The sequence below is a fragment of the Brucella thiophenivorans genome, assembly GCF_002252445.1.
Classification (GTDB): Bacteria; Pseudomonadota; Alphaproteobacteria; order Rhizobiales; family Rhizobiaceae; genus Brucella; species Brucella thiophenivorans.
This window is the reverse complement of record NZ_NNRJ01000051.1, coordinates 279,349-303,712: the sequence shown is the minus strand read 5'-3', so window position 1 is coordinate 303,712 and position 24,364 is coordinate 279,349. Positions and strand designations below refer to the sequence as shown.

The window sequence follows — 24,364 nt, the reverse complement described above, 5'->3', positions numbered from 1 at the left end:
GATGAAGAACGTTTCCTTGCGTGGGATCACAAAAAATTTCGGCCAGATGGATGTTCTCGACCGGATTGATCTTGATATTGAGGATGGCGAGTTTCTTGTTCTTGTCGGACCGTCAGGATGCGGAAAATCCACGCTTTTGCGTATGGTTGCGGGTCTGGAGCCGATCTCTGGCGGGGATCTTATTATTGGTGGTGAGCGCGCCAATGATCAGCCGCCGCAAAAGCGAAATATTGCGATGGTTTTTCAGTCCTACGCGCTGTTCCCGCATATGACGGCGCGGGAGAATATCGGCTTTGGTCCGCGCATTCGCGGCGAGGATAAAGCCACAACCGCAGCCAAGGTCGATAAGGCTGCAGGCATTCTTAATCTTCATTCTTATCTCGACCGCTACCCACGCCAGCTTTCCGGCGGGCAGCGTCAGCGCGTCGCTATGGGACGGGCTATCGTACGTGAACCATCGGTGTTTTTGTTCGATGAGCCGCTGTCCAATCTCGATGCGCAATTGCGCGTACAAATGCGCACAGAAATCAAAGCCTTACATCAGCGCCTTAAATCAACGGTGATTTATGTAACGCACGACCAGATCGAGGCCATGACAATGGCTGATCGGATCGTGGTGATGAATAAAGGCAAGATTCAACAGATCGGCGCACCGCTTGAACTCTACGATCATCCCGCAAACAAGTTTGTAGCAGGCTTTATCGGTTCGCCATCCATGAGCTTTATATCGGGTTCCATCACGCAGGATGGTTTCTTTCGCACCAGCGAAGGCGAGGGGATCGCGGTCCCCGGACATGCAAAGCCCGGCAGTGCTGCAGAGATGGGCATCCGGCCCGAAAATTTTCTCGTCGCACCCGATGGCAAAGGCCTGTCTTTGGCCATTGAAGTTGTCGAGCCGACAGGGCCGGAAACGCATGTTTATGGTAGAATTGCCGGTGAAGCTGTGCGGGCTGTGTTTCGCGAGCGCATTCACCTTGCGCCGGGTGAGCGAGTCCCTGTAACGGCAAGACCGGAACAGATTCATCTCTTTGATAAGGAAAGCGGTTTGCCGCTTTGAACACGCATGAGCAAAATCGCCGACATCCTCTCACAGCTTCACGCGGTGGCGCAGGATGGCTCAAAGTCTGAAAGGAGAATGGCCGCTCTGGTGCTTGCCGAGCCGGACACTATCTCCAAGGCTGCGATTTCGGAAATTGCTCAGCGCGCGGGTGTGAGCGAGCCGACAGTCACGCGATTTTGCAGAGCGCTGGGTTGTGATGGCGTTCGTGATTTCAAGTTTTTTCTCGCACAGGCACTGGCGATTGGCGGGCAATATCTGACGGCGGAAGCTCCGTCGCGCGATGTGCGCGAGGCGCGTATTGCACTTGCGATTACTGATGGTGCTATTTCTGCTATTCAGCGCGCCAGCGATAATCTCGACATGTCGGTCATCATGACTGTTGCCGAGCAAATAGATGCGTCGGGTTCGGTTTTGTGTATCGGTTCGGGTGGCATTTCTTCAATGATGGCGACGGAAATGCAGAACCGACTTTTTCGGCTTGGAATTCCTGTTGTGGCGCAGATTGATGGACAGTTGCAACGCATGTATGCAGCCATCGCCAAACCAAACACAATGGTGATTGCTTTTTCTGTTTCTGGCTATGCACGTTCGGTGATCGAAGCGGCAGAGGTCGCAAGACAGTATGGTGCGGAAACTGTGGCGATTACCGCACCCGGTTCAGATCTTGCTGGAACCGTTAACACGGTCATTCCGTTTCTCGTCAACGAAGATGGTAATCTTTATAAGCCGACATCTTCGCGCTTTGCTTTGATGGCAATTGTGGACATGATTGCGACGGCCACTGCCGAGACACGTGGGGCGGACGTGCTTGAACGGTTAAGACGCATCAAGCAAAGCCTGAATATGTTGAAAGTTGATGATCCGAGTTTGCCGCTGGGAGACTGAATGAATGACAAGGCCTAAAACAATTGGCGAAATCGATACACCTGCTATCCTGATTGATGTAAATCGCGTGCAGGCAAATATTATCAAGGCACAGGCGCATGCCGACGCAATCGGCCTGAAGCTGCGGCCGCATATCAAAACACATAAATTGCCATTTTTCGCACGCCGCCAGATTGAGGCAGGTGCTGTGGGCATTACCTGTCAGAAGCTTGGCGAGGCCGAAGTAATGGCCGATGCCGGGATTGTTGATATTTTCCTGCCCTATAATATTTTAGGCAAGGACAAGCTTGACCGGCTTTATGCACTGCATCAGCGCATCACGATTTCCGTAACAGTCGATAATTTTACAAGCCTTGAGGGGTTGGCCCAGCGTTTTACTAATGCCGGGCGTCCGCTCAAAGTTCTGGTTGAGTGCGACACTGGCATGGGGCGCTGCGGTGTGCAGACGGCTCAGGAAGCGCTGGAACTGGCGCGCCAGATCAACGCGAGCAAGGGCCTCAAGTTTGGTGGATTGATGACCTATCCGGCAACCGGAAAGGCTGATGAAACCGAGCAATGGCTTTTAGACGCGCGGGATATTCTGGCTGCAAATCGGCTTCAATGCGAGACCATTTCGAGCGGCGGCACGCCGGATATGTGGCAAACGCCGACGAAAAGCGTGATCACCGAATATCGTCCCGGCACCTATATTTATTTTGATCGTTTTCAGGTCGCAAAGGGTGCTGCAACACTGGACGATTGTGCATTGAGCGTGCTTTCAACAATTGTTAGCCACCCGACGCCGGAACGAGCGATCATTGACGCGGGTTCAAAAACACTTTCAAGCGATACTTTGGGGCTTCCTGATTTTGGCGAACTATTAGGGCGATCCGATGCGCGTGTGACTGGTCTTAGCGAAGAGCATGGCACGCTCAAAGGTGACTTGGCCGGTTTAAAAATCGGTAACAAGGTGCGCGTTATTCCCGATCATGTTTGCGTTGTTTCCAATCTCTTCGACGAAGTGCATTTCATCTCAGGCGATGATGTCATCGACATTTTGCCGGTTGCAGCACGCGGGAAACTGAAGTGATGACCATAGTCAATCCATTTGTCGGCGACAAAGACCGCGAGCCAATTTGGGAAATGCTGGTAAGCCGCGATATTGAAGCTTTTGTCTCCCAGACCTGGGAACTTGTCGCTGATGATTTTGACGCGGTTCGGTTCTTGGGTATTCATGCCAAAGGTGCGGTTGATCCTGACAAATGGGACGCGGCTTTTCCGACTTTGAGCGATTATCGCGATGAATGGCTGCGTCAAGCCGCTCAAAGCGCTGCAACCGATTATGTCGAATCCCTTACGGAAGCCTTATTTCGAGCAACGCGACTCAATGTAATCGACATCAGCGGTGATGTTGCGGTTGCACGAAAAAAATTCGATGGCACAATCGAAAAAGTCGATGGAAACCATGATGTACTCAATTGGCAGACACTTTATTTTTGCCGTCGTGACGATGAGCGCTGGCGCATAACTGGCTTCATTGGATACATGGTTAATCGATAATTTTATCCGCCGTCGGTGTGGCGAATTTTTGGGTGCAGATCGATTGATTTGCGCCCTTTTTTCCGGCAGATGATGTCGGAAAAGGTGAAAGTACAATCATACAAATCTACTGCAATTAAGTGGAATTATATTCTACGAATACTAAAATGCCCCATGTCGCAGCCAATTGCATATTTGTCGCAGTTCGCTCGTGTGCAACCCTTTCACAGGATTACTATGATTGTGTGGCAGACTGATTGTTTCCGGCAACCGGGTAAGTCAGTTCGCTCGCATATTTCGTCGCGCCACCCATCAAAAACAAACAAGGGACGGGTCGCGCCAAGATGAATCCGTGACTGTGGGTGGACATGTCTGGAAATGGCCTATATAAATAGATTACACCAATCGCTAATCATTCCTTGTGGGTCGTTCGCTTCCCGCAAGTTGCGCATGTCAAATTCGCGCATGAGTGAACAAATAATGATGTTAATAAGGAGATTAAACTCGCCAGCACAGCGGGGTTAAACATAATGCATGGTATTTTATACGAGGACAATAGTATGAAGTCGCCTGCTAAGACAAAGATAAGCTTGAGTGGCGTGTTTAAAGTCTTCGGCGACGATCCGAAACTTGCAATGCAGGAACTGCGTGCGGGTAAATCTAAAGCCCAGATTCATAGCGATCATGGTGCTACAATCGGTGTAGACAACGCGAGTTTTGAGATTAAAGAGGGCGAAGTATTCGTTATCATGGGCCTTTCAGGTTCAGGTAAATCGACATTGTTGCGCCTGCTCAACCGTCTTATAGAACCCACCGAGGGCTCCATCGAAGTTGATGGCCGTGACATTGTCAAAATGTCCAAACGCGAGCTCATTGATCTTCGTCGCCGCGACATGAGCATGGTGTTTCAGTCTTTCGCTCTGCTTCCCAATCGTACGGTGCTCAATAATGCCTGTTTCGGCCTTGAAGTGGCTGGCATGGGCGAGGCAGAACGTCACGAAAAAGCTCTGAAAGCGCTTTCAGCCGTGGGGCTTGAACCCTATGCCAATTCCATGCCTGATCAGCTTTCGGGCGGCATGAAGCAGCGCGTTGGTCTTGCGAGAGCTTTGGCGAGTGAGCCCACAATTTTGTTAATGGATGAAGCTTTTTCAGCACTTGATCCGTTGATCCGCACGGAAATGCAGGACGAGTTGAAACGTCTTCAGGCTGAAAACAGCCGCACGATCATTTTCGTAAGTCACGATATTGATGAAGCCATGCGCATTGGCGATCGTATCTGCATCATGCAGCACGGCAAGGTCGTTCAGGTCGGAACGCCAAACGAAATCGTCTCAGCCCCTGCCAATGATTATGTGCGCTCGTTCTTCCGCAATGTCGATGTTTCGCGGGTGTTCAAAGCGGCAGATGTTGCGCGTGATGACGAATTGATCGTCTTTGACCCAGCACAATTGTCTCAGGCACTGGAAAAGCTTGATGCAAGTGGCAAGTCTTACGGCGTGCTTCTTGATGCAGACCGCGTCTATCGCGGCGTCGTCACACGCGATGCGCTTCTGAATGGTGGCATCAAGGCGGATGGGGAACATCCAGACGCTGCAGCAGCAATACAAGCGGATGCGCCACTTTCAGGACTTCTGATGCGCGTTGCTGAAAGCCCGTGGCCAGTGCCAGTCACCGACCGGCATAACCGCTATCTCGGTGCTATCAGTAAATCGGCATTGCTTGAGAGTCTGGGCCGCGCAGGGGACCGCGCGGACTGAACTGTGTTGCTACAATTTCTTAGGTTTTTGGGCATTCGCCCGGCCATAGGTAACTCGATCTGAAATGGACGGTAAACCATGGATTTGAATTTCAGTATCGGCGGATGGGCGGATACGATCGTCAATTATATCCTCGATCATTTTACGCCTGCGCTTGATATGATCGCAGCCACAATCGGTTTTGTAACCGATGGTATTCAAAACGCGCTTCTGGCAATTCCGCCCTATGCGGGCATTGCAATTCTCGCTCTGCTGGCGCTATGGCGCGTTGGCTGGAAATTTGCAATTTTCACAGTGCTTGCACTCGCACTCATAATCCACATGGGGCTGTGGAGCGGTACAATGGAAAGCCTGTCGCTTGTGCTGGCTTCCACGATTATTGCAGTGGTCATCGGTATCCCGCTTGGTATTGCAATGGCACGTAATGACACGGTTGTGTCTGTCATTCGTCCGGTTCTCGACCTCATGCAGACGATGCCTGCATTCGTCTATCTTATTCCGGCTGCTATGTTTTTCGGGCTCGGTGCGGTGCCCGGTACAATTGCGACGGTCATCTTTGCAATGCCGCCGGTGGTGCGCCTGACCAATCTCGGTATCCGTCAGGTTGACGCAGAGTTTGTCGAAGCGGGTCTCGCATTTGGCTGCACATCGCGGCAGTTGCTCTTCAAGGTTCAGCTTCCAAACGCCATGCCATCGATTATGGCCGGTATGAACCAGACAATCATGCTGTCACTTTCGATGGTTGTTATTGCGTCGATGATCGGTGCTGGCGGTCTTGGCAATACGGTTCTGACCGGCATTCAGCGCCTTGATGTTGGCAAGGGTTTTGAAGGTGGTCTTGCCGTGGTCATTCTGGCTGTCATTCTGGATCGCATCACGCAAAGCTTCGGCAAAGGAAATTCCGGCGGTGTGCTGGGCTTCTTCAAAAGGTTGTCCTTCATGAAGAAGAGCGGTGATGAAACGTCCTCACACCCATTCCGTAAGCAGGAAGCATGAACAAAAACACATGGGAACACGTTCAATTCAAAGGAGAAGCTATGTTAGGTAAACTGACCAAAATCGGCCTCGCGGCCCTCGTTGCAGGCAGCATGAGTGCAGGAGCAGCTTTCGCTCAGGATAGCAATACCGTGAAAATCGGCTGGGCCCCATGGTCCGACGCAGAATTTGTGACCAAGCTTGCTGCAAAGATTATTCAGGACAATCTCGGCCAGAAGGTTGAGTTGGTTCAGACAGATGTTGCGCCTCTTTATCAGGGCGTAAGCCGTGGTGATATTGACGCGATGATGATGGCCTGGTTGCCGGAAACACATGCTGATTATTACAAGCGTGTCGAAGACAAGGTCGAAAACCTCGGACCGCTTTATGAAGGTGCAAAGCTCGGCTGGATCGTTCCGGATTACATTCCTGAGAGCGAAATCAGTTCGATTGAAGACCTCAAAAAGCCGGAAGTTCGCGAAAAACTGAAGGGCGAGATTCAGGGCATTGATCCGGGCGCGGGCCTTACCCGTTTGTCGGAAGAAGCAATCAAGAAATACGGCCTTGATTACAAGCTCAACATCTCCAGTGAAGCGGCAATGCTGACAACAGTTGACCGTGCGACACGTTCCGATGGCTGGTTTGTTGCCACCTCATGGAGCCCGCATTGGATGTTTGGCAAATACAAGCTGCGCTATATTGCTGATCCGGAAGGTGCATTGGGCGGCGCAGAACATGTTGATGCCATTGCACGCAAGGGTTTCAAGGAAGACAATCCGAAAGCTGCGGCATTCCTCGCCAAGATGAGCATTCCGATTGATGAGCTTGAAACTGCAATGTTCGACGCTCAGGAAACTTCTTATGAAAAGGCTGTCGACAAATATATTGCCGACAATCCTGACCGTATCAAGGAATGGCTAGCTGAATAAAGTTTTCAAATAATTGTTAAAGCCCGGTTTTAGATCCGGGCTTTTTCGTTGTTTTATGCGTTGCGTTTGATCTTAAAAATTGAGAAATGTCCCGCAAGAATGAGGTTGCAAATTAGCGCTAACGTGCGTTAAAGTTGCTTTAGATCAGATATATCTTTTTCAAGCTGTGAGAGACTTTGTCTTGGGAGATATAGCTATAGCATCGACCACCTTGGCGGGGGGCGATGCATTCGGGAGCAGGTTCTTGGGGAGGAACCTGCTCCTTTCTATTTCAAATCAAGCTTATTCCAGACCACAGGCCCGCAGGAACAGCGATGAGACTTCTTTCTCGATGCGTTCGAGGTCAAGCGGGTCGTCTTTAGTAAGTTTCATCATGCTGCGGACCTGCGTTTCGAAATCCGCATAATGTTGCGTAACCGCCCAGATATGCATCTGGAACAGCAGCGGATCGACAGGCTTTATGCGGCCGTCATCAACCCATGACTGGATAAGCTTCACCGCATTATGGGTGGCGCTGACATGCTTCGCCCAGTGGCGGCTAAGATAGGGCGCACCATTGGCAATTTCGGTGGTGAAAAGCCGCGAAGCCTTCGGATTTTTCTGGCTGTATAAAAGCTTGGCGTGGATATATTGCCGGATCACCTTGGCCGGATCTTCCTCGGTGCTGGCACCGAGGAAGATTTCTTCCCATTCATCAAGAATGAAAACGATAATATCTTCGTAAAGCTCTTCTTTGCTGGAAATATAGTAGTGAAGTTGCGGCTTTGTGAGGCCGGCGCGATGCGCGATACCTTGCGTTGATGCGCCGACAAGCCCCTTTTCGGCAAATTCATCAATAGCGGCGGTGCGGATCGCGCCGAGAATGCGACGCCGGCGGCCGAGAACTTTGTCTCGTCCGGTCAGTTCGTTATCGTCATTCCCTTTGTGGATTGTCATATTTGACCGCCGCTAGTTTAAAGGCGTTTACTGGCCCAGTTGCTTCTTAATGTCGAGACCTGCGCCCTTATTCACGAAGGCATCGGTTGCAACTTTGCTCATGTCGAGTTCGTCACCGCTGACAATGCCCGCCTTGCGTGCAAGTTCGTAAAACTCTTTCACGCGCTTCATGTCGATGGCACCGATACCCTTTTCGAGTGTGTTGCCACTATCGATCAGTTGCAATTCCTTGATGCGAGCAAGTTCAGCGTCCAGCGTTTCCTTGGTCATATCCGCATTGTCTTTGAGGATCAGCTCATAGGCTTTGCTGTTGTCGCCATAGAGGAAGTTGTTCCAACCTTCGATGGAGGCCGTTACAAAACGCTGTACCAGTTCCGGGTTTTCTTCAATCAGCTTTTGCCGTGTTTCAATCGTATTGGCATAGGTGTTGAAGCCCTGATCAGCAAGTAGGAAAGTTGTAACCTTAGCGCCTTCCTTTTCGGCATAAAGTGGTTCGGCGGTAGCATAGGCCTGCTGTACGGTTTTCTTGTCGCTCAGAAATTGTGCGAGGCTATAACCATAAGGGCGAAGCTGCTCATCCTTGAAACCAAATTCCTTAACGAGCCATGGCCAGAACGAGAACTGACCGTCTTTGGAGATCAAGATCGTTTGCGCATTGGTTAGGTCTTTAAAATCTTTGTATTCGCCTTCATGCGCCATGAGCGCCTGCGGGTCTTTCTGATAGAAAGCAGCCACAACCGTTGTCGGCACGCCATTGGCGACATTGTTGAATGACAGCAGAAGATTGCCGGTCAGCAGAAAATCGAGACGACCTGCGGCAAGCATCGGGCGGTTATTGACCTGCGGTCCACCCATTTCGATGGTCACATCAAGACCGTGTTTTTGATAAGTGCCGTCAGCAATAGCCTGATAAAAGCCGCCATGACCGGCCTGTGCCAGCCAGTTGGTGCCGAGCGTTACCTTATCGAGCGCATAGGCCATCTGTGCGGAAAGGCCGAGCGAAACTGCAGCCAATGCCGCAACGAGTGTTTTTTTCATTTTGGTTCCCTTTGATTAGTCTTTTACTACCATGTCGGCTGTCCAGCCGCGGGTTTTGCCTGGGTTGAGCAAGCCATAAGGATCAGCCTGTTTTTTGAACTCGATCTGAACGCTGTCAATTTCCTTCATGCCGCCATCCTCGATGGTGTAGGCATGAGGATCGTAGATGTCGCAACCGTCGACCTGTTCAAGTTCTTCGATCAGACGATACATCGCCTCACGATCTTCAAAGCGCACCAGCGGGAGCGCGAAAATCTGCACTTCGCCTTCAAGGCGTGCCATTTCGTGATGAATATATTGCGTCTCGCCATAACGTGCAATCTGGCGCGTCACCACATCAATGTCGAAGGGGCGGGGATAGGCAACTTGCAGATAGGTCCACCCCGGTTCAGCTTTCAGAGCCTGCAAGGTGGTGTGGTTCCAGCCGCATTCATAGGCGGGCTGTAGCCCTGCCTTGTGCAGTTCTTCGAGCGTTTTTGAGAAAGAAACTCTTCCGCCAAATTCGGTGGCGAGGCTTTCAAAACGCGCCACTTCTCCCGGCGCAATCATGGCAAAGACTGCATCCTTGTCGGATGGAAACAGATCACCAAACTTGATATAGAAACGCGCAAAGCGACGATCGACTGTTGTGAGAAGGTAGCAATCGAGGTTTTCTTCAAGCGCCTTAAGGCAGAATTTTAGCGTTGCCTCATAACTATCGAATAATGCTGCAGTATGTACCCATTCTGTTGCCTTCGTCAGGCCAATTTCGAGCTCCAGAATGATGCCATTTGTGCCATAAGCATGCTGGACCTTGTGAATATCGCGGCCGGTAAGCTCAATGATTTTAGGCTCGGGTTCAACCGTCAGAACCTTGACGGAATAGACATTGCCGTCGTCGCGCAACATTCCATGACGCAGGGAACCAATGCCGCCCGAACCGCCGGAGAAAAAGCCACCAATGGTGGCGATACGACGGGTGGAGGGATACATCAAAAGTTCCTGACCCGTTTCGCGTGCTGCATCATCAAGGCGCGAAATACGTGCGCCACCTTCAACGCGAACCTTGCCCGGTTCGATTGCGATGATGCGGTCGATCTTTGTCATATCGAGAATAACACCGCCTTCGAGCGGAACGCACTGACCATAATTGCCGGTGCCACCACCGCGCACGGTGATGGGGATACGCAGCTTCGCAGCAGCTGCTGCCACGCGGCGTACTTCATCCTGATCTTTTGGGATAACAACGAGATCGCCCAAATAATGGCCGATGTCTTCCGTCAGGATCGGGCTATACCAGAAATAATCGCGGGACCGCAGCTCGACCTGCTTGGGGTCGTCATAAATGCGGATACCTTCGATTTCGGCGCGAAACGCGGCCCAGTCATAGATGCGCTGTGGTGCGACAGAATTCATGGGGTTCTCCGATTAAACTTGTTTGCCATCGCGCCAGATGACGCGACGCGCCTGCGGACGGCTGATGAGGTCATTGATGTCTGTAGCGTCATGCCAGATGAAGTTTGCAGGCCCGCCTGCTTGCAGCGGTTGAACGCGCTCGCTTCGCATAATATGGGCGGGCAGGGTTGTGACGCTGTCGAGCCAGTCTTCCGGCTCAAGGTGACAGACGGGTGCTGCGAGGCGAAGGATCGCAAGCGGATCATAGTCGCCATAAGGATAGAAAGCGTCTCGCACATTGTCAGACCCGAGTATGACATCTATGCCAGCCACACGCGCTTCTTTGAGGGGCGCTACACCACGCAGGCGTGGCGACTTTCCACCAAGCCTGTCTTGCAGATAGAGATTGGAGGTTGGCAGCGAAACCAGAGCCGTGCCCGCCTCAGCGGCTGCATCAAGAATACGTTTTAGCTCATCCGGTGTACGCAATGACAATGAACATGCATGGCCACAAAGCACACGTCCGCCCATCTTATGCCGTTTGGTGGCATCGACGATTAGTGAAAAGCCGTCCGCTTCAATCTCCAGACCTTCATCGATATGGAAGTCGAGATCGAGATCATATTGAAACGCTAGGCGGAACATTTCTTCAATTTTGGTTTCAAGATCGGCGTTGCGATAAAAGAACGCGCCGAGCACACCGCCATCTTTTGCAACATGCTTGGCAATGTCGTTGCCAGCATCAAGCACCAGATCGCCATGAATGAGGGCTGCAAGTTGAAGATCAATTCGATCTTTCCATTCCTCACGCAACTCATTGAGTATAGGCCATGCGGTCGGCACTTCCGGCAGGGTCCAATCGACATGCGTGCGCATCGCGCCGACACCTCGCGCAAAGGCAGCTTCTAAGCCGCGTGTCGCGCGGCTGCGAATATCGTCGGCGCTCCAGTTTTGGCGGTCCGCATTCATCAGATCAATGGCATCAAACAAGCATTCGACCTTTGCGCTGCTACGCTCAGCAATGCGGCCTATGGTAAATGTCTTGTCGAGATGCACATGCACATCGGCGAGAAGCGGCGTGATAAAGCCACCATTCGTTGCCTGTGAAGGCGTGATTGAGGCAATGCGCCCAGCTTCGATGCTGATGTCGTGATGACCGTTCATGCCAGCGATAGCGACGCCCTTCAACATCTTATCGCTCACGGCGAATCTCGCTTTCATGCCAGCGTCCGAGAACAAGGCGCGACAGCCAGCTAGTGATCAGAAAAATCACCACGCCTAAGAGCGAAACGAGGAACAAGGCCGCAAACATGCGCGGGATTTCATTGCGGAAACTTGATTCTAGTATACGTGAGGCAAGACCTGTACTCTGACCAGCGCTGCCTGCAACAAATTCTGCCACCACAGCACCAATCAGCGACAGACCACCTGCGATTTTGAGCGCTGCCATGAAGTAAGGCAGAGCGCTTGGTGCAAGCAGATAGCGCAGCCGCTGCCAGGGCGAGGCGCGATAAAGCTTGAAGAGATCGCGCAGATTATGATCGGCACTTCGCAGGCCGATGACAGTGTTCGACAAGATCGGGAAGAAGGCAACTATCCATGCGCAAATCAGCAGTGCGGAAAACGTATCGCGCACATAGATCAGTATTAGCGGTGCGATGGCGATTACCGGCGTTACCTGAAGGATAACCGCAAAGGGAAAAAACGCCATTTCAATCGGGCGCGACAGAGCAAACACCATGCCAAGCAGGACGCCGCCGACAATCGCACAGAGCAGCGAAATCAGCGTGAGTTTGATTGTGAACCCCATGGACGTCATCAGTGACGGTCCATCCTTCACCAGGGTTTCGGCAATCAGCGATGGTGCCGGTATCAGGTAATGCGGCACTTCATAAAAGCGCACCAGACCTTCCCATATGCCAAGTGCCACGATGATCGCAAATGTTGGCAAGAGGATGCGCAGATTGCGCTCGCGGCGGGCAAGGCGGTGTTGTTCGGAATTGAGAACAGGCAGTTCGTTTTGAATCTGGTTCATTTCCGCGTCCTCAATGATCGATGTCTTCGGACGAGAGCGTCGCCGTCAGCGTGTCGGAGACTTCTGCGCAATATTTCGCGTAAGCTTCGGTGGTCCGGTAATTTTCAGCACGCGGATAATTGCCTTCAATGGCAATATCAGCCACCACACGGCCCGGGCGCGCAGCCATGACGATGACGCGGTTTGAGAGATAGACGGACTCATAAATGCTGTGGGTCACGAAAATGACCGTCAGGCCATGTTCGCGCCAAAGCCGCAAAACGTCATTGTTGAGCTTGAAACGGGTCATCTCGTCGAGCGCAGCGAAGGGCTCGTCCATCAGCAAAAGCCGGGGACGCGTGACCAGAGCACGCGCAATCGAAACGCGCATTTTCATGCCGCCAGAGAGTTCACGCGGAAAGGCGCTGGCAAAGCGCGAAAGGCCGACCTGTGTCAGCACTTCTTCGACGCGGGGCGTGGCTTCTTTTCGCGACATGCCCGAAAGGCGCAAGGGCAGATAGACATTATCAAACACGCTGGCCCAAGGCATCAGCGTCGGCTCCTGAAACACAAAGCCAATATCCTGTGCGCCCAATGTACCTTTACCGGGTGCATGGCCGTTGACATGAATCTGGCCTGCAGAAATCGATTCAAGCCCGGCAATCATGCGCAGTGCCGTGCTCTTGCCGCAACCCGATGGACCGAGAAAACTTACGAACTGACCTTGTTCGATCTTGAGCGACATGTCGCTCACGGCCATCACGCCAGTGCCATATTGCTTGTAGACGCTGTCGATATTGATCAGGGGAGATGCGGTTTGCGAGTTGGGGGCCACGCTCACGTCCTTACCAGGCTGGTTGGTTGTCAAGCCACGAGAGCGGCGCTCGTTCGATCTCGGCAAGCACTTCGACCAGCCGTTCTGCCGCAAAATCGATGGTTTTGCGTCCCTTTTCAGCGGTGGCAAGCGTTGCATTACCCGCCGCGCCAGAAGGATTTATATCCTGCATCTGCCATGCCGGTTTTGCGCCACCGCTCAATGAAAGATGCTTGAAATCGCTTTCAAAAACTTCCGTAAGTGTATGGAAATTTTGTGCTTTCGACATATCAACAAGATCGGGGTGTAGTTCAAGCATGACAGATGTTTCCATGTCGCCAGCATGAATTCCATGCTTGAGATCGTGTTCGCTATAAACGCCCTCGGGCATACCAAGTGCAAACCAGTTAACGCTCACCACCATCATGTTGTGCCGGATGCGCAGCTCGCGCGCGACAATATCCATAATACTGATCTGGCCGCCATGGCTGTTCAAAAGTACCATCTTGCGCACGCCGCTGGCTGCAACGCAGGCACCAATTTCGTACCACATGCGAATGATTGTTTCTGCCGAAAAAGTCAGAGATCCGGGGTAGCGGCTATGCTCATTGCTCTTGCCGATGGCCTGTGTCGGCAGAAACAGTGCATGGCTTTCATCAGGCAGGCGGGCAATGGTTTCCTTGACCATTCCGTCAACGATGGCTGCATCGACGGCAACCGGCAGATGAGGACCGTGCTGCTCGATAGCGCCAACAGGCAGAATTGCCAAGATCTTATCGCGCTCAAGGCGTGAGAACGCTTCGCTCGTATAATCTGACCAATATCGTTTCACGATGGCCGCTCCTAAAGAAATGGGGGAGGAGTTAGAGTCTCCTACTAAACAATCTGACCGATCGGTCAAACTAAATGTTTAAAAAGTTGAGCATGCATGCAATTAAGGTGTGAATCCGTGACGAATTCGCCACGCGACAGCCCGCCACATGGTTATGATGCGTGGGAAAATTCCGGAGGTGCCATGGACGAGAGATGTATTATTATTGGTGCGGGCCATGCCGGTTCGCAGGCCGCAATCAGCCTAAGGCAGGAAGGCTATGCGGGCGAAATCGTACTCATTAATGACGAGGTCAGTATTCCCTATCATAAGCCGCCGCTGTCCAAGTCCTATCTCAAAGCGCCCGAAGCAGGCATTCTCGTGCTGCGCCCGGAAAGCGCCTATCGCGACAACAATATTCAGATGCGGTTCGGCCAGCGTGTGAGTAGCGTTTCTGTTGCTGACAAAACCGTTACGCTTAACGATGGCAGCACGCTTGGCTGGTCGGAATTGGTGTTTGCGACCGGCGCACGCGCCCGCATTCCCGATATGCCGGGCGTTGATCTTGACGGCGTGGTAACGTTGCGTCGGGTCGATGATGCGCGGCGCATTGCTGACAAAATGCCGAATGTTGAAAATGTCGTCATTATTGGCGGCGGATTTATTGGCCTTGAAATGGCGCATAGCGCGCTGGCTCTTGGCAAAAAGACCGTGCTGATTGAGGCAGCACCACGCGTGCTGGGCCGCTCGGTTGCCACACATATTTCCGCTCATGTTGAAGCACGCAGCCGTGCCGCTGGAATGACACTTCTGACGGGCCTGGGTGTTGAAGCAATTGAAGGTGAAAATGGCCGTGTGAAAGCGGTCAGAACTTCCGATGGTACACTGTTTCCGGCAGACATGGTCGTGCTCGGGACAGGTGCGGTACCAAATGTCGAACTGGCTGCGGAAGCTGGTCTTTTAATTGATAATGGCATCGTGGTTGACCAGCATACGCGCGCTTCGAGCGAGCATGTTTATGCGATTGGCGATTGCGTCAGCTATGAGCATTTCCACGCCGGTCGTCGCGTGCGTCTTGAATCGGTGCAGAATGCAACCGATCAGGCCAAGCATGTTGCGCGTGCAATTGTCGGACGAGCAACTCCCTTCCGCGAAGTTGCATGGTTCTGGTCCGATCAGGGCGATATGAAATTGCAGACGGCGGGGCTTTCCTTCGATGCCGACCGGCATATCCTGTCAGGCAACCTCGAAGACAATGCCTTCTCGGTGTTTCATTTTGCAGGCGACAGGCTGATTGCGGTCGATTCTATCAATCGTCCGGCAGATCACATGATTTCGCGACGGCTTCTTGCGGCAGGCATCAGCCCGACCGAAGACGATATTGCATCAGGCAGCGCGCGCCTGAAAGAGCTGCTGGCAAGCGCTCCAAAACAGTAAGGTATAATATGACCACTTTGAAACATTTGCTGCCACAAGATATGGCGGCCCCGTTCGCTGCCTATAGTCATGGCGTGAAGGTGCGTGCGGGTGCGGAACTGGTGTTTTGTTCCGGCCAGCTTGGGGTTGCAGCCGATGGCAGTGTGCCGGAAGATGCAGGTGCGCAGGCTGAGCTTTGCTTTGAGAATATTCGGCGTATCCTGCGCGATGGCGACATGGATTTTTCCAATGTCGTGCGCATCAACGCCTATGTGACAGATCGTTCTTATATGCGCGCTTATATGGATGTACGTGACCGGCTTTTCCCTCAGCCAGCACCGGCGTCGACGTTAATGATTGTCTCCGGATTTACCCGCGAAGAATTTAAGGTTGAGATCGAAGTTGTAGCGGCGAAGTAAAGCTGTTTTCTCGCGTGCTTGTTACAATAAAGCGTATCGCCTTTGCCTGAGAGGGATGGTAAGATTATCCGACATCCTCCACTCCCTTCAGGCCCATTTATGTCAAAGAATCAGACTTCGGCTTTATCGCCGAAAACGTCGTCACGCTCGCCTGAGCGACTGGCGGAGCTGGCACTCGCTCTCGGCGGCTTCGGTATTGGCACCGGAGAATTCGCAATTATGGCACTTCTGCCGGATATTGCACGCGACCTTCATGTCGATATGCCATCGGCAGGTCACCTGATCAGTTCTTATGCACTGGGCGTTTTGATAGGCGCGCCCGTTCTTGCCATTATTGGTGCAAAGCTTGATCGTCGAAAGCTGCTCTTTCTTTTCATGGCGATGTTTGCATTTGGCAATCTCGCCAGTGCATTTATGCAGAATTACACCAGTCTTTATTTCATGCGCTTTATCGCGGGTTTTCCGCATGGTGCATATTTTGGTGTTGCTTCGCTGGTTGCAGCCTCGTTAGCTGAGCCAGGAAAGCGCGCACAGGCTGTCGGTCGTGTTATGTCCGGCCTGACTGTTGCAACACTTGTCGGTACCCCACTTGCAACATGGCTCGGCCAGATTGCCGGATGGCGCGCTATGTTTGCGGCAGTTGGTCTGATTGCTATTCTGACCATGGTTATGGTCATGATTTTTGTCCCCAAACGACCAGCGGAAGAGGGCGCATCACCTTTGCGCGAGCTTGGAGCTTTGCGGCGTAAGCAGGTGCTTCTCACGCTTGCGATTGGTGCTGTCGGCACTGGTGGATTGTTTTCGGTATTCTCCTATGTCGCGGCAACAGTGACACAAGTCTCGCTTATCGATGCGAAATGGATGCCGATTGTCTTCGTGATGTTCGGTCTTGGGATGGTGCTTGGCAATATTGTCGGCTCTAAACTCACGGACCGCTCTGTTATGGGGACGATTGGCGGGGTGCTGCTTTATGATATGGCCGTGATGTTTGCATTCCCCACGTTGATGCAGCATCCAGCAACTGCATTCTTAAGTGTGCTTCTGGTAGGGGGTGGTTTTGCGCTCGTTCCCGCTCTGCAAACCCGTCTGATGGATGTTGCGGCTGATGCGCAAACACTCGCCGCCGCTTTGAACCATTCTGCGCTTAATCTTGCGAATGCGTTGGGCGCATGGCTCGGCGGACTTGCAATCGCCTGGGGCTATGGCTGGACTTCAACCGGAACGGTCGGCGGTTTCCTGGCTTTGGCAGGATTGCTAGTCTTTGCTGGTTCGATACTGATTGATCGTCTGGGCCGAGAAAAAGCAGTGCTTTCTGCGCAGTGAAATGCACAAAAAATAACACCCACCGCGGGAGGAGCGGCGGGTGTCATTTAGGGTAAGACCGGCTTGGGAGGAGGAATGCCGGTCTTTATATCACCGAGGAAAATGGGAGGAGGGAACACCCCGGTGAAAACTCTGGAAACTGTAAAGACCGCACTATTTTTTGGGAGGCGGTCCAGATAAAGGCAGAAGCCTTTTTGGTGCTCTTAGCGAGCAGCAGCCTTGCGTGCTACGAACGGAATTTCCGAAGGCATGATGCCAAGGTCGTTGAGTTCACGCTGGCTCAGGCGGCTCAGTTCGTTGACTGTGTTGCGGTAACGGCGCCAGTTGTTGTACGAGCGGATCAGGTTCATTTCTCTCACCTAGTAAAAATCAAATCTCTTTGTTGCAAACAGCATATAGGCTGGTTGCTTTGAAACTTGCAGAGACAGATTTGCATAGCTGCTGTGCAATTCAGCCTGTCGATTGCACGCCTTTTGCGCAGCTTGGTCATTTTGTGATCACAATCTCTGTTCGCAACAGACAAATCACCATATTTGGTGACTGTTGCGCATAAAAATTTTGTCGCAAAATTCCGGGTAATTGTCGGTTGAAGACAACAATTCTGCATGACTCCCAAAGCGGATTAAGATAAACGAATCTTGTCGTGTGGTGGAGCATTGCGTTTTACGAGATTGTTCTGTCACTGTTTGTCTGCGGGAGAGAGCTGGCGCAAGCTGGCCACCGAAGGGGAAATCGCCCGAAATCTCTCAGGTATCATGAACCGCAGATGGGTAAGGCAACTCTGGAAAGTCGGGGGAAACTCCGCGCCGAAGGTGTAAGTATAGCTTTATAGCTATGCGAGTCTCTCAGGCCTGAGACAGAGGGGCACGAAGCAACCGCATTTTGCGGAGGCACACGTGCGACTCTGGAGTTGTTATGGGCGATACCGCACACTTGAATACCCTGCCTTTGCAGGATCTGCATGAAGAAGCTGGCGCACGCTTTGGCGGTTTTGCCGGCTGGAACATGCCGATCACTTATCCGCTTGGCGTGATGAAAGAGCATCTTCATACGCGTGGGCATGTCGGTCTTTTCGATATTTCACACATGAAGCTAATTGAAGTTTCGGGCGCAGATGCAATTGCGTTGTTGAGTGAAACCTGTCCGCTTGATCCTTCGGTTCTGAAAACCGGCCAGTCGAAATATACTTTCTTTCTCAATGACCAAGGCGGCGTTCTTGATGATCTTATCGTCACGCGCCTTGGCGAAGACCGTTTTATGGTCGTTGCCAATGCGGGCAACGCTGTTGCCGATATTGAGCATCTCAATGAAGCAGCATCTGGCAAGGATGTAACGGTCAATCCACTGGATCGCGTTTTTCTGGCCATTCAGGGTCCGGAAGCCGAAAGCGTCATTACCGATGCCGGCCTTAAAGGTGCAGAGCTCGGCTTTATGAGCGGCTTTGAGCCTAATCCCAACTGGTTCATGACCCGTTCGGGCTATACCGGCGAAGATGGTTTTGAAGTTGGCTTGCCTGCCGATGAGGCGCGCGCGCTCGCAACCAAGGTTCTGGCTGACGAACGCGTCGAATGGATCGGTCTTGCTGCCCGCGATTCCTTACGCCTTGAAGCGGGTCTTTGCCTGCACGGTCAGGATATTACGCCGGAAACCGATCCGGTTTCGGCTGGCCTCACATGGGCAATCACCAAACCCGTGCGTGAAAAGGCTGCCTTCAATGGCGCCGAAGCTGTGCTAGACGCGATCTCCAAGGGTGCAACCGCCAAGCGCGTTGGCCTGAAGCCAGAAGGCCGTCAGCCGGTTCGCGGCGGCGCAGAACTTTTCGACGAATCCGGTTTTCAGATCGGCACCGTCACATCGGGTGGCTTCGGCCCATCCGCAGGTTTCCCGGTTGCTATGGGTTATGTCGAGGCAAGCCTCGCAGTCCCCGGTACCCGCATTTTCGCTGACGTCCGCGGTAACAAGGTTCCCGTTGATGTTCATGCGCTTCCCTTCACACCGCATCGCTATCGCAAAGGATGATTTCCATGGCCAATATCCTGTTCACCGAAGATCATGAGTGGATCAGCGTCGAAGGTGGCGTTGCCACCGTCGGCATCACAATCCACGCACAGGAACAGCTGGGCGACCTCGTATTCGTAGATCTGCCGGAAGTCGGTCGCACCGTTTCCAAGGGCGAAGGCATCGTCGTTGTTGAATCGGTCAAGGCCGCTTCCGACGTTTATGCTCCGGTCGATGGCGAAGTGGTTGAAGTTAACGACGCCGTTTCCAGCGATCCGGCTCTCATCAATCAGGCTGCAGAAGGCGAAGGCTGGCTGTTCAAGCTCAAGCTTTCCGATGAAGGCCAGCTTTCGGGACTTCTCGACAAGGCTGGTTACGACAAACTCGTAGGATAATCAGATGACGCAACAGGTTCTCCCCTTTTTTGCCCGTCATATCGGGCCACGCGTAGAAGACGAGCGTGCAATGCTTGCAGCGCTCGGTCTTCCTTCCATGGAAACACTGATCACGCAGGCTGTTCCGGCATCTATTCGCCTCAACCGCGCGCTTGATCTGCCAGCGGCTTTGAGCGAACACGCAGCGCTTGCGGAGCTCAATGAAATTATGGACCGCAACGTGGTGAAGAAGAGCTTCATCGGTGCGGGCTATCATGGTGTGCTGACGCCGCCAGTTATTCAGCGCAACCTGTTTGAAAATCCGGCCTGGTACACGGCTTACACGCCTTACCAGTCGGAAATCAGTCAGGGCCGCTTGGAGCTGTTGTTCCATTTCCAGACGCTCGTTGCCGAGCTTTCCGGTCTGCCAGTTGCCTGTGCGTCGCTGCTGGATGAAGCAACTGCTGTGGCTGAAGCTGTGGGCGTTGCCGTTCGTCATCATCGTGACAAGCGTGAGCGTGTTCTGTTGGCAGGTAATTTGCATCCGCAAACGGTCGACGTTATCAACACTCGCGCCGAGCCACTTGGCTGGCAGGTCGAAGCTGGCAGCACGGTTGACGATAATACTGCTGCGGTCATTGTTCCTTGGCCGGATACACGTGGCGTCTATGGCGATTTTACTGCCGTCATTGCCGATGCCAAGGCCAAGGGCGCTCTGGTGATCGCTGTTGCCGATCCGCTGGCACTGACCATTCTGGAAGCGCCTGCCAAGTGGGGCGCTGACATGGCTGTCGGCTCTATGCAGCGTTATGGCGTTGCCATGGGCTTTGGTGGTCCACATGCTGCATATCTCGCAGTATCAGAGCCACTGACGCGAATTATTCCCGGCCGTATCGTTGGTCAGTCGGTCGATGCACATGGTCGTGCAGCTTATCGTCTGGCGCTTCAGACGCGTGAGCAGCACATTCGTCGCGACAAGGCGACTTCCAACATCTGTACCGCGCAGGCATTGCTTGCCAATATGGCTGCATCTTATGCTATCTGGCACGGTCCTTCGGGTCTTCAGGCGATTGCTACGCGTGTCGCAACGCTCGCGTCACGCTTTGCAACTGGCCTCAAGGCTGCTGGCGTCGAAATCGCAGGCGACAGCCTGTTCGACACAGTGAGCATTAAGGTTTCCGGCAAGGCGCAAGCCATTGCTGACGAAGCTGACAAGGGCGGTCGTCTGCTCCGCATTATCGATGCGGATACGGTCGGCGTTAGCTTTGATGAAACCTCTACCGAGGAAGATCTTGCAGCGCTCGCCGTTCTGTTTGGCGCAAAGCCAGTTGGTAATGATGATCTGCTGGTGCCTTCCAAGGGGCGTGGTGAAGGCTTCCTGACACAGGACGTGTTCCATTCGCACCGCTCAGAAACCGAGATGATGCGCTTCCTGCGTCGTCTGGCCGACAAGGACTTGGCGCTTGACCGTGCGATGATCCCGCTTGGTTCCTGCACGATGAAGCTCAATGCGGCAGCAGAAATGATGCCTGTGAGCTGGAACACGGTTGCCAATCTGCATCCGTTTGCACCAGCTGCGCAGACGACTGGCTATGCCAAGATGACGTCGGACGTCGAAGCATGGCTTTGCGAAATCACTGGCTTTGCCGGTGTCTCGCTCCAGCCAAATGCCGGTAGTCAGGGCGAATATGCGGGACTTCTCGCAATCCGCCATTATCACCAGTCACGCGGCGAAGGTCATCGCAACATCTGCCTTATTCCATCCTCTGCACATGGCACCAATCCTGCCAGCGCTTCGATGGCTGGCATGAGCGTTGTGGTCGTCAATTGCCGTCCTGATGGCGATATCGACATTGATGATCTGAAAGCCAAGGCTGAGAAGCATCGCGATAATCTTGCGGCGTTCATGATCACCTATCCGTCGACTTATGGTGTGTTCGAAGAGGGCATCAAGGCTTTCTGTGAAATCGTCCACGACAATGGCGGTCAGGTATATTTCGACGGCGCAAACCTCAATGCACTGGTCGGCCTTGCGCGTCCTTGCGATATTGGCGCTGACGTTTGCCATATGAACCTGCACAAGACCTTCTGCATTCCGCATGGCGGCGGCGGTCCGGGTGTCGGTCCGATTGGCGTGGCGAAGCATCTCGTACCTTACCTTCCCGGCCATGTGGATATCGGTTCCAAGCACGCAGTTTCGGCAGCACCGTTTGGCAGTGCATCCATTCTTGTCATTACGTGGATGTATATCCGCATGATGGGCGGAGCGGGTCTCAAGAAGGCAACCGAGGCTGCGATCCTCAACGCCAACTATATCGCGCATCGTTTGAAGGACGCTTATCCGATCCTTTACACCGGCGCGCATGATCGTGTGGCGCATGAGTGCATTGTTGATACGCGCGTGCTCAAAGACAGTGCAGGCATCACCGTAGAGGACGTGGCCAAGCGCCTGATCGACTATGGCTTCCATGCACCGACCATGTCATGGCCGGTTGCCGGAACGCTGATGATCGAGCCAACCGAGTCTGAGCCTAAGTCGGAAATCGACCGTCTTTGCGATGCAATGATTGCCATTGCAGGCGAAGCGAAGAAGGTTGCCAATGGTGTCTGGCCAAAGGACGACAATCCGCTTGCCAATGCTCCGCACACGGCAGGTGATACGCTGGCAACAGAATGGACACATCCTTACACGCGTGAGGAAGCTGTTTTCCCGGCAAGTGCCATCGACGGTGGTTTTGATACGACGGCAAAATATTGGCCTCCGGTCAGTCGCGTAGACAATGTGGGTGGTGACAGAAATCTAATCTGTTCTTGCCCGCCGGTTGCATCATATGGTTAAATAAAACAGTTCTGAGCGGTACTCTATCGCTCAGACCGAAAGAATATTTCCTGATGTCGTGAGCGGGATTTGTTTGTCGGCAAAGTCATCAGGAAGATATTTTTACGTGAGATTGTGTCAGAGTACTGCGTTTTCTGATCGCCTTTTCGAGTAGAAAATTTATGCTATTATACGAAGCGCTGCGGTTACGCAGCGCTTTTTGATTATGTGCAACTATTTGAAATTTAGGCAAAAAAAGAGCCGGACTAAAAAGTCCGGCTAAGTTATGAAGGTGCCATAAAGGCAAACCTCCAGAGGGGAACACTTACCGCGCGCAATGGGAGGAGGCGCAAGCGGTAAGTGATGTTCATATGGACCTGTTGCGCGCAATCTTCAACCCCTGAAACGCGAAATTTTTGACCATTTCGGAAAATTCTGAAACTTTTTGATTGTTCAACAATGTTTGCTGGCTGATTGGTCAGTATTTAAACCCCAAATGCGAGTTTTTGTTATTCAGAATTGAAACAATCTTTTGTTACGGCCCATTCAAAGCCTGCGACTCATGCCAAAATATTCAAAAATGTAAGCACGTTAAATCCAGCGGGTATGGCATCCATATGTTTATGATAGCGCCGCCCGGCTGGAGTAATGAGTGCAGTTGCAAGACATCGGAAGACTTGAAAGCCGTTTATATGCGGCTTCATTGCTCTGAAGCGCGGAACACTAGTTTGCTGAGAAGTTGTGAGCATTATTTCATATTGATTTTGAGCCGAAGTTTAACCTTCTGATCGCTTCACTGTGAAACCTTTTCAAGGGCTTACTACCTCTCCATAAAACTTGCCCAATTATGATAGATCACTAACTTTCGATCGGTTAAGTTTATGAAATAATTAGAATAATTCTAAAACATTCCCACGATGGTCAAGTTCATTTCACTTGCACTGAAAGCGTCACAGTTATAAAAGATGGCCTTTAGACGACGGCTTGTGCTGGTTTTTAAGAGAGTCAATCAAGGGGCGGATTGATAGCTCTGTCTTTTGGATGAATTTGAATGCTCGTACCATTTCTCATCATGTTCCGCGAAGGTGTGGAAGCAGCGCTGATCGTCGGTATCATTGCGAGCTATCTGCACCAGACAGGGCGCAGCGCATGGATGCCCGTTGTCTGGATCGGCGTTTTGCTCGCGCTTGCTTTGTCGCTCGCCGTGGGCGCAATCCTGCAATTGCTGAGTGCGGAATTTCCACAAAAGGCGCAGGAACTCTTTGAAGCGATTATTGGCCTGATTGCTGTTTTTGTGCTGACGTCCATGGTGTTCTGGATGCGCAAGGCTGCACGTTCTATCAAAGCTGAGTTGCATCAATCGATTGATGCGGTTTTTGAAACGCCAACCCACAAGGGCTTTGGCCTTATTCTCATGGTTTTCTTTGCTGTTGCACGGGAAGGGCTTGAGTCGGTCTTTTTCCTGCTTGCGGCTTTTCAACAAAGCGAAGGCGGCGCTGCCCCCTTCGGCGCGCTTCTGGGCGTGGTTCTGGCCGCTTTTGTTGGCTATGGCATTTACCGAGGCGGTTTGAAGCTTAATCTGCGCCGGTTCTTCCGGTGGACGGGTGTTTTTATCCTCATCATTGCGGCTGGTATTCTCGCCAATTCCGTTATGGCGCTTCACGAAGCGGGTGTTTGGAACCACTTCCAGACGGTTGTTTTCGATACGAGTGAAGTTCTGCCGCTCGACAGTACTCTTGGTTCTGTTCTTGCTGGGATATTTGGCTATATCGCAACACCGACGGTCAGCGAAGTCGTGGCCTATGTTGCCTTCCTTGTTCCTGCACTCATTCTTTTCCTGATGCCGTCTTCTGCGCCTTCGCAGACGGCTCAGGTCAAGCAAACCGTTTAATTGAAGAGATTTTC

Annotated in this window: 22 protein-coding genes and 1 riboswitch; of the genes, 14 read left to right on the top strand and 8 right to left on the bottom strand. The window is 52.4% G+C overall.

Annotation, left to right across the window (positions count from 1 at the left end):
* Position 1 precedes the first annotated feature (1 nt).
* From CEV31_RS15425 to CEV31_RS15395, 7 genes are all read left to right on the top strand, one after another.
* The gene (locus CEV31_RS15425; RefSeq protein WP_094508078.1) at positions 2 to 1,057 is read left to right on the top strand and encodes an ABC transporter ATP-binding protein; all 1,056 of its coding nucleotides are present in this window, start codon (positions 2 to 4) and stop codon (positions 1,055 to 1,057) included.
* 6 nt (positions 1,058 to 1,063) lie between these two features.
* Complete coding sequence (locus CEV31_RS15420) at positions 1,064 to 1,945, top strand: MurR/RpiR family transcriptional regulator (RefSeq protein ID WP_094508076.1); 882 nt, start codon at positions 1,064 to 1,066, stop codon at positions 1,943 to 1,945.
* 4 nt (positions 1,946 to 1,949) lie between these two features.
* Positions 1,950 to 3,014: a D-TA family PLP-dependent enzyme gene (locus CEV31_RS15415; RefSeq protein WP_094508074.1), complete on the top strand. Its 1,065-nt coding sequence runs from the start codon at positions 1,950 to 1,952 to the stop codon at positions 3,012 to 3,014.
* On the top strand, positions 3,011 to 3,484 hold the full coding sequence (locus CEV31_RS15410) for a hypothetical protein (protein WP_094508072.1): 474 nt from the start codon (positions 3,011 to 3,013) through the stop codon (positions 3,482 to 3,484). The genes CEV31_RS15415 and CEV31_RS15410 overlap by 4 nt, the downstream gene beginning before the upstream one ends.
* Positions 3,485 to 4,023: 539 nt before the next feature.
* Positions 4,024 to 5,220, top strand: coding sequence for a glycine betaine/L-proline ABC transporter ATP-binding protein ProV (gene proV, locus CEV31_RS15405; protein ID WP_094508070.1), 1,197 nt, complete (start codon positions 4,024 to 4,026; stop codon positions 5,218 to 5,220).
* Positions 5,221 to 5,298: 78 nt separating this feature from the next.
* Complete coding sequence (locus CEV31_RS15400) at positions 5,299 to 6,216, top strand: ABC transporter permease (RefSeq protein WP_094508068.1); 918 nt, start codon at positions 5,299 to 5,301, stop codon at positions 6,214 to 6,216.
* A gap of 41 nt (positions 6,217 to 6,257) precedes the next feature.
* A complete protein-coding gene (locus tag CEV31_RS15395; RefSeq protein WP_094508594.1) occupies positions 6,258 to 7,124 on the top strand; it encodes a glycine betaine ABC transporter substrate-binding protein in 867 nt (288 codons plus the stop codon).
* A 282-nt stretch (positions 7,125 to 7,406) separates the two neighbouring features.
* Here CEV31_RS15395 and CEV31_RS15390 read toward each other — a convergent pair whose 3' ends face one another.
* From CEV31_RS15390 to CEV31_RS15360, 7 genes are read right to left on the bottom strand one after another with little or no spacing between them, the layout of a single operon-like run.
* Positions 7,407 to 8,060: a TetR family transcriptional regulator C-terminal domain-containing protein gene (locus tag CEV31_RS15390; RefSeq protein ID WP_094508066.1), complete on the bottom strand. Its 654-nt coding sequence runs from the start codon at positions 8,058 to 8,060 to the stop codon at positions 7,407 to 7,409.
* Positions 8,061 to 8,087: 27 nt separating this feature from the next.
* Positions 8,088 to 9,098 (bottom strand): ABC transporter substrate-binding protein, encoded by a 1,011-nt coding sequence (locus CEV31_RS15385; RefSeq protein ID WP_094508064.1) that lies wholly within the window; start codon positions 9,096 to 9,098, stop codon positions 8,088 to 8,090.
* A 15-nt stretch (positions 9,099 to 9,113) separates the two neighbouring features.
* Positions 9,114 to 10,493: an FAD-binding oxidoreductase gene (locus CEV31_RS15380; protein WP_094508062.1), complete on the bottom strand. Its 1,380-nt coding sequence runs from the start codon at positions 10,491 to 10,493 to the stop codon at positions 9,114 to 9,116.
* Positions 10,494 to 10,505: 12 nt separating this feature from the next.
* A complete protein-coding gene (locus CEV31_RS15375) occupies positions 10,506 to 11,693 on the bottom strand; it encodes an amidohydrolase family protein (RefSeq protein ID WP_235818122.1) in 1,188 nt (395 codons plus the stop codon).
* Positions 11,665 to 12,507: an ABC transporter permease gene (locus tag CEV31_RS15370; protein ID WP_210190932.1), complete on the bottom strand. Its 843-nt coding sequence runs from the start codon at positions 12,505 to 12,507 to the stop codon at positions 11,665 to 11,667. Before CEV31_RS15370 ends, CEV31_RS15375 begins: the two co-directional genes overlap by 29 nt.
* A 10-nt stretch (positions 12,508 to 12,517) precedes the next feature.
* Entirely contained in the window at positions 12,518 to 13,327 is an 810-nt protein-coding gene (locus tag CEV31_RS15365) for an ABC transporter ATP-binding protein (RefSeq protein WP_094508590.1), read from the bottom strand.
* 4 nt (positions 13,328 to 13,331) lie between these two features.
* Positions 13,332 to 14,132 (bottom strand): creatininase family protein, encoded by an 801-nt coding sequence (locus tag CEV31_RS15360; protein WP_094508058.1) that lies wholly within the window; start codon positions 14,130 to 14,132, stop codon positions 13,332 to 13,334.
* A 183-nt stretch (positions 14,133 to 14,315) separates the two neighbouring features.
* Here CEV31_RS15360 and CEV31_RS15355 point away from each other — a divergent pair, with 183 nt between their 5' ends.
* The 3 genes from CEV31_RS15355 to CEV31_RS15345 all read left to right on the top strand — a co-directional run bounded on the left by CEV31_RS15355 (position 14,316) and on the right by CEV31_RS15345 (position 17,269).
* Entirely contained in the window at positions 14,316 to 15,548 is a 1,233-nt protein-coding gene (locus CEV31_RS15355) for an NAD(P)/FAD-dependent oxidoreductase (protein ID WP_094508588.1), read from the top strand.
* A gap of 8 nt (positions 15,549 to 15,556) precedes the next feature.
* Positions 15,557 to 15,946: a RidA family protein gene (locus CEV31_RS15350; protein ID WP_094508056.1), complete on the top strand. Its 390-nt coding sequence runs from the start codon at positions 15,557 to 15,559 to the stop codon at positions 15,944 to 15,946.
* A 99-nt stretch (positions 15,947 to 16,045) separates the two neighbouring features.
* On the top strand, positions 16,046 to 17,269 hold the full coding sequence (locus CEV31_RS15345; RefSeq protein WP_094508054.1) for an MFS transporter: 1,224 nt from the start codon (positions 16,046 to 16,048) through the stop codon (positions 17,267 to 17,269).
* Between the two features lie 203 nt (positions 17,270 to 17,472).
* On the opposite strand, the gene CEV31_RS15340 is transcribed toward CEV31_RS15345, so the two are convergent.
* Entirely contained in the window at positions 17,473 to 17,619 is a 147-nt protein-coding gene (locus tag CEV31_RS15340) for a DUF1127 domain-containing protein (RefSeq protein ID WP_094508052.1), read from the bottom strand.
* Positions 17,620 to 17,952: 333 nt separating this feature from the next.
* A riboswitch (glycine riboswitch) is annotated at positions 17,953 to 18,042 on the top strand.
* Positions 18,043 to 18,184: 142 nt separating this feature from the next.
* On the opposite strand from CEV31_RS15340, the gene gcvT reads away from it, so the two are divergent.
* From gcvT to efeU, 4 genes are all read left to right on the top strand, one after another.
* The gene (gcvT, locus tag CEV31_RS15335) at positions 18,185 to 19,288 is read left to right on the top strand and encodes a glycine cleavage system aminomethyltransferase GcvT (RefSeq protein ID WP_094508050.1); all 1,104 of its coding nucleotides are present in this window, start codon (positions 18,185 to 18,187) and stop codon (positions 19,286 to 19,288) included.
* 5 nt (positions 19,289 to 19,293) lie between these two features.
* Entirely contained in the window at positions 19,294 to 19,662 is a 369-nt protein-coding gene (gene gcvH, locus CEV31_RS15330; protein ID WP_007879538.1) for a glycine cleavage system protein GcvH, read from the top strand.
* 4 nt (positions 19,663 to 19,666) lie between these two features.
* Positions 19,667 to 22,480 (top strand): aminomethyl-transferring glycine dehydrogenase, encoded by a 2,814-nt coding sequence (gene gcvP / locus CEV31_RS15325; RefSeq protein ID WP_094508048.1) that lies wholly within the window; start codon positions 19,667 to 19,669, stop codon positions 22,478 to 22,480.
* Between the two features lie 1,030 nt (positions 22,481 to 23,510).
* Positions 23,511 to 24,350 (top strand): iron uptake transporter permease EfeU, encoded by an 840-nt coding sequence (gene efeU, locus CEV31_RS15315; RefSeq protein ID WP_094508046.1) that lies wholly within the window; start codon positions 23,511 to 23,513, stop codon positions 24,348 to 24,350.
* Positions 24,351 to 24,364: the final 14 nt, after the last annotated feature.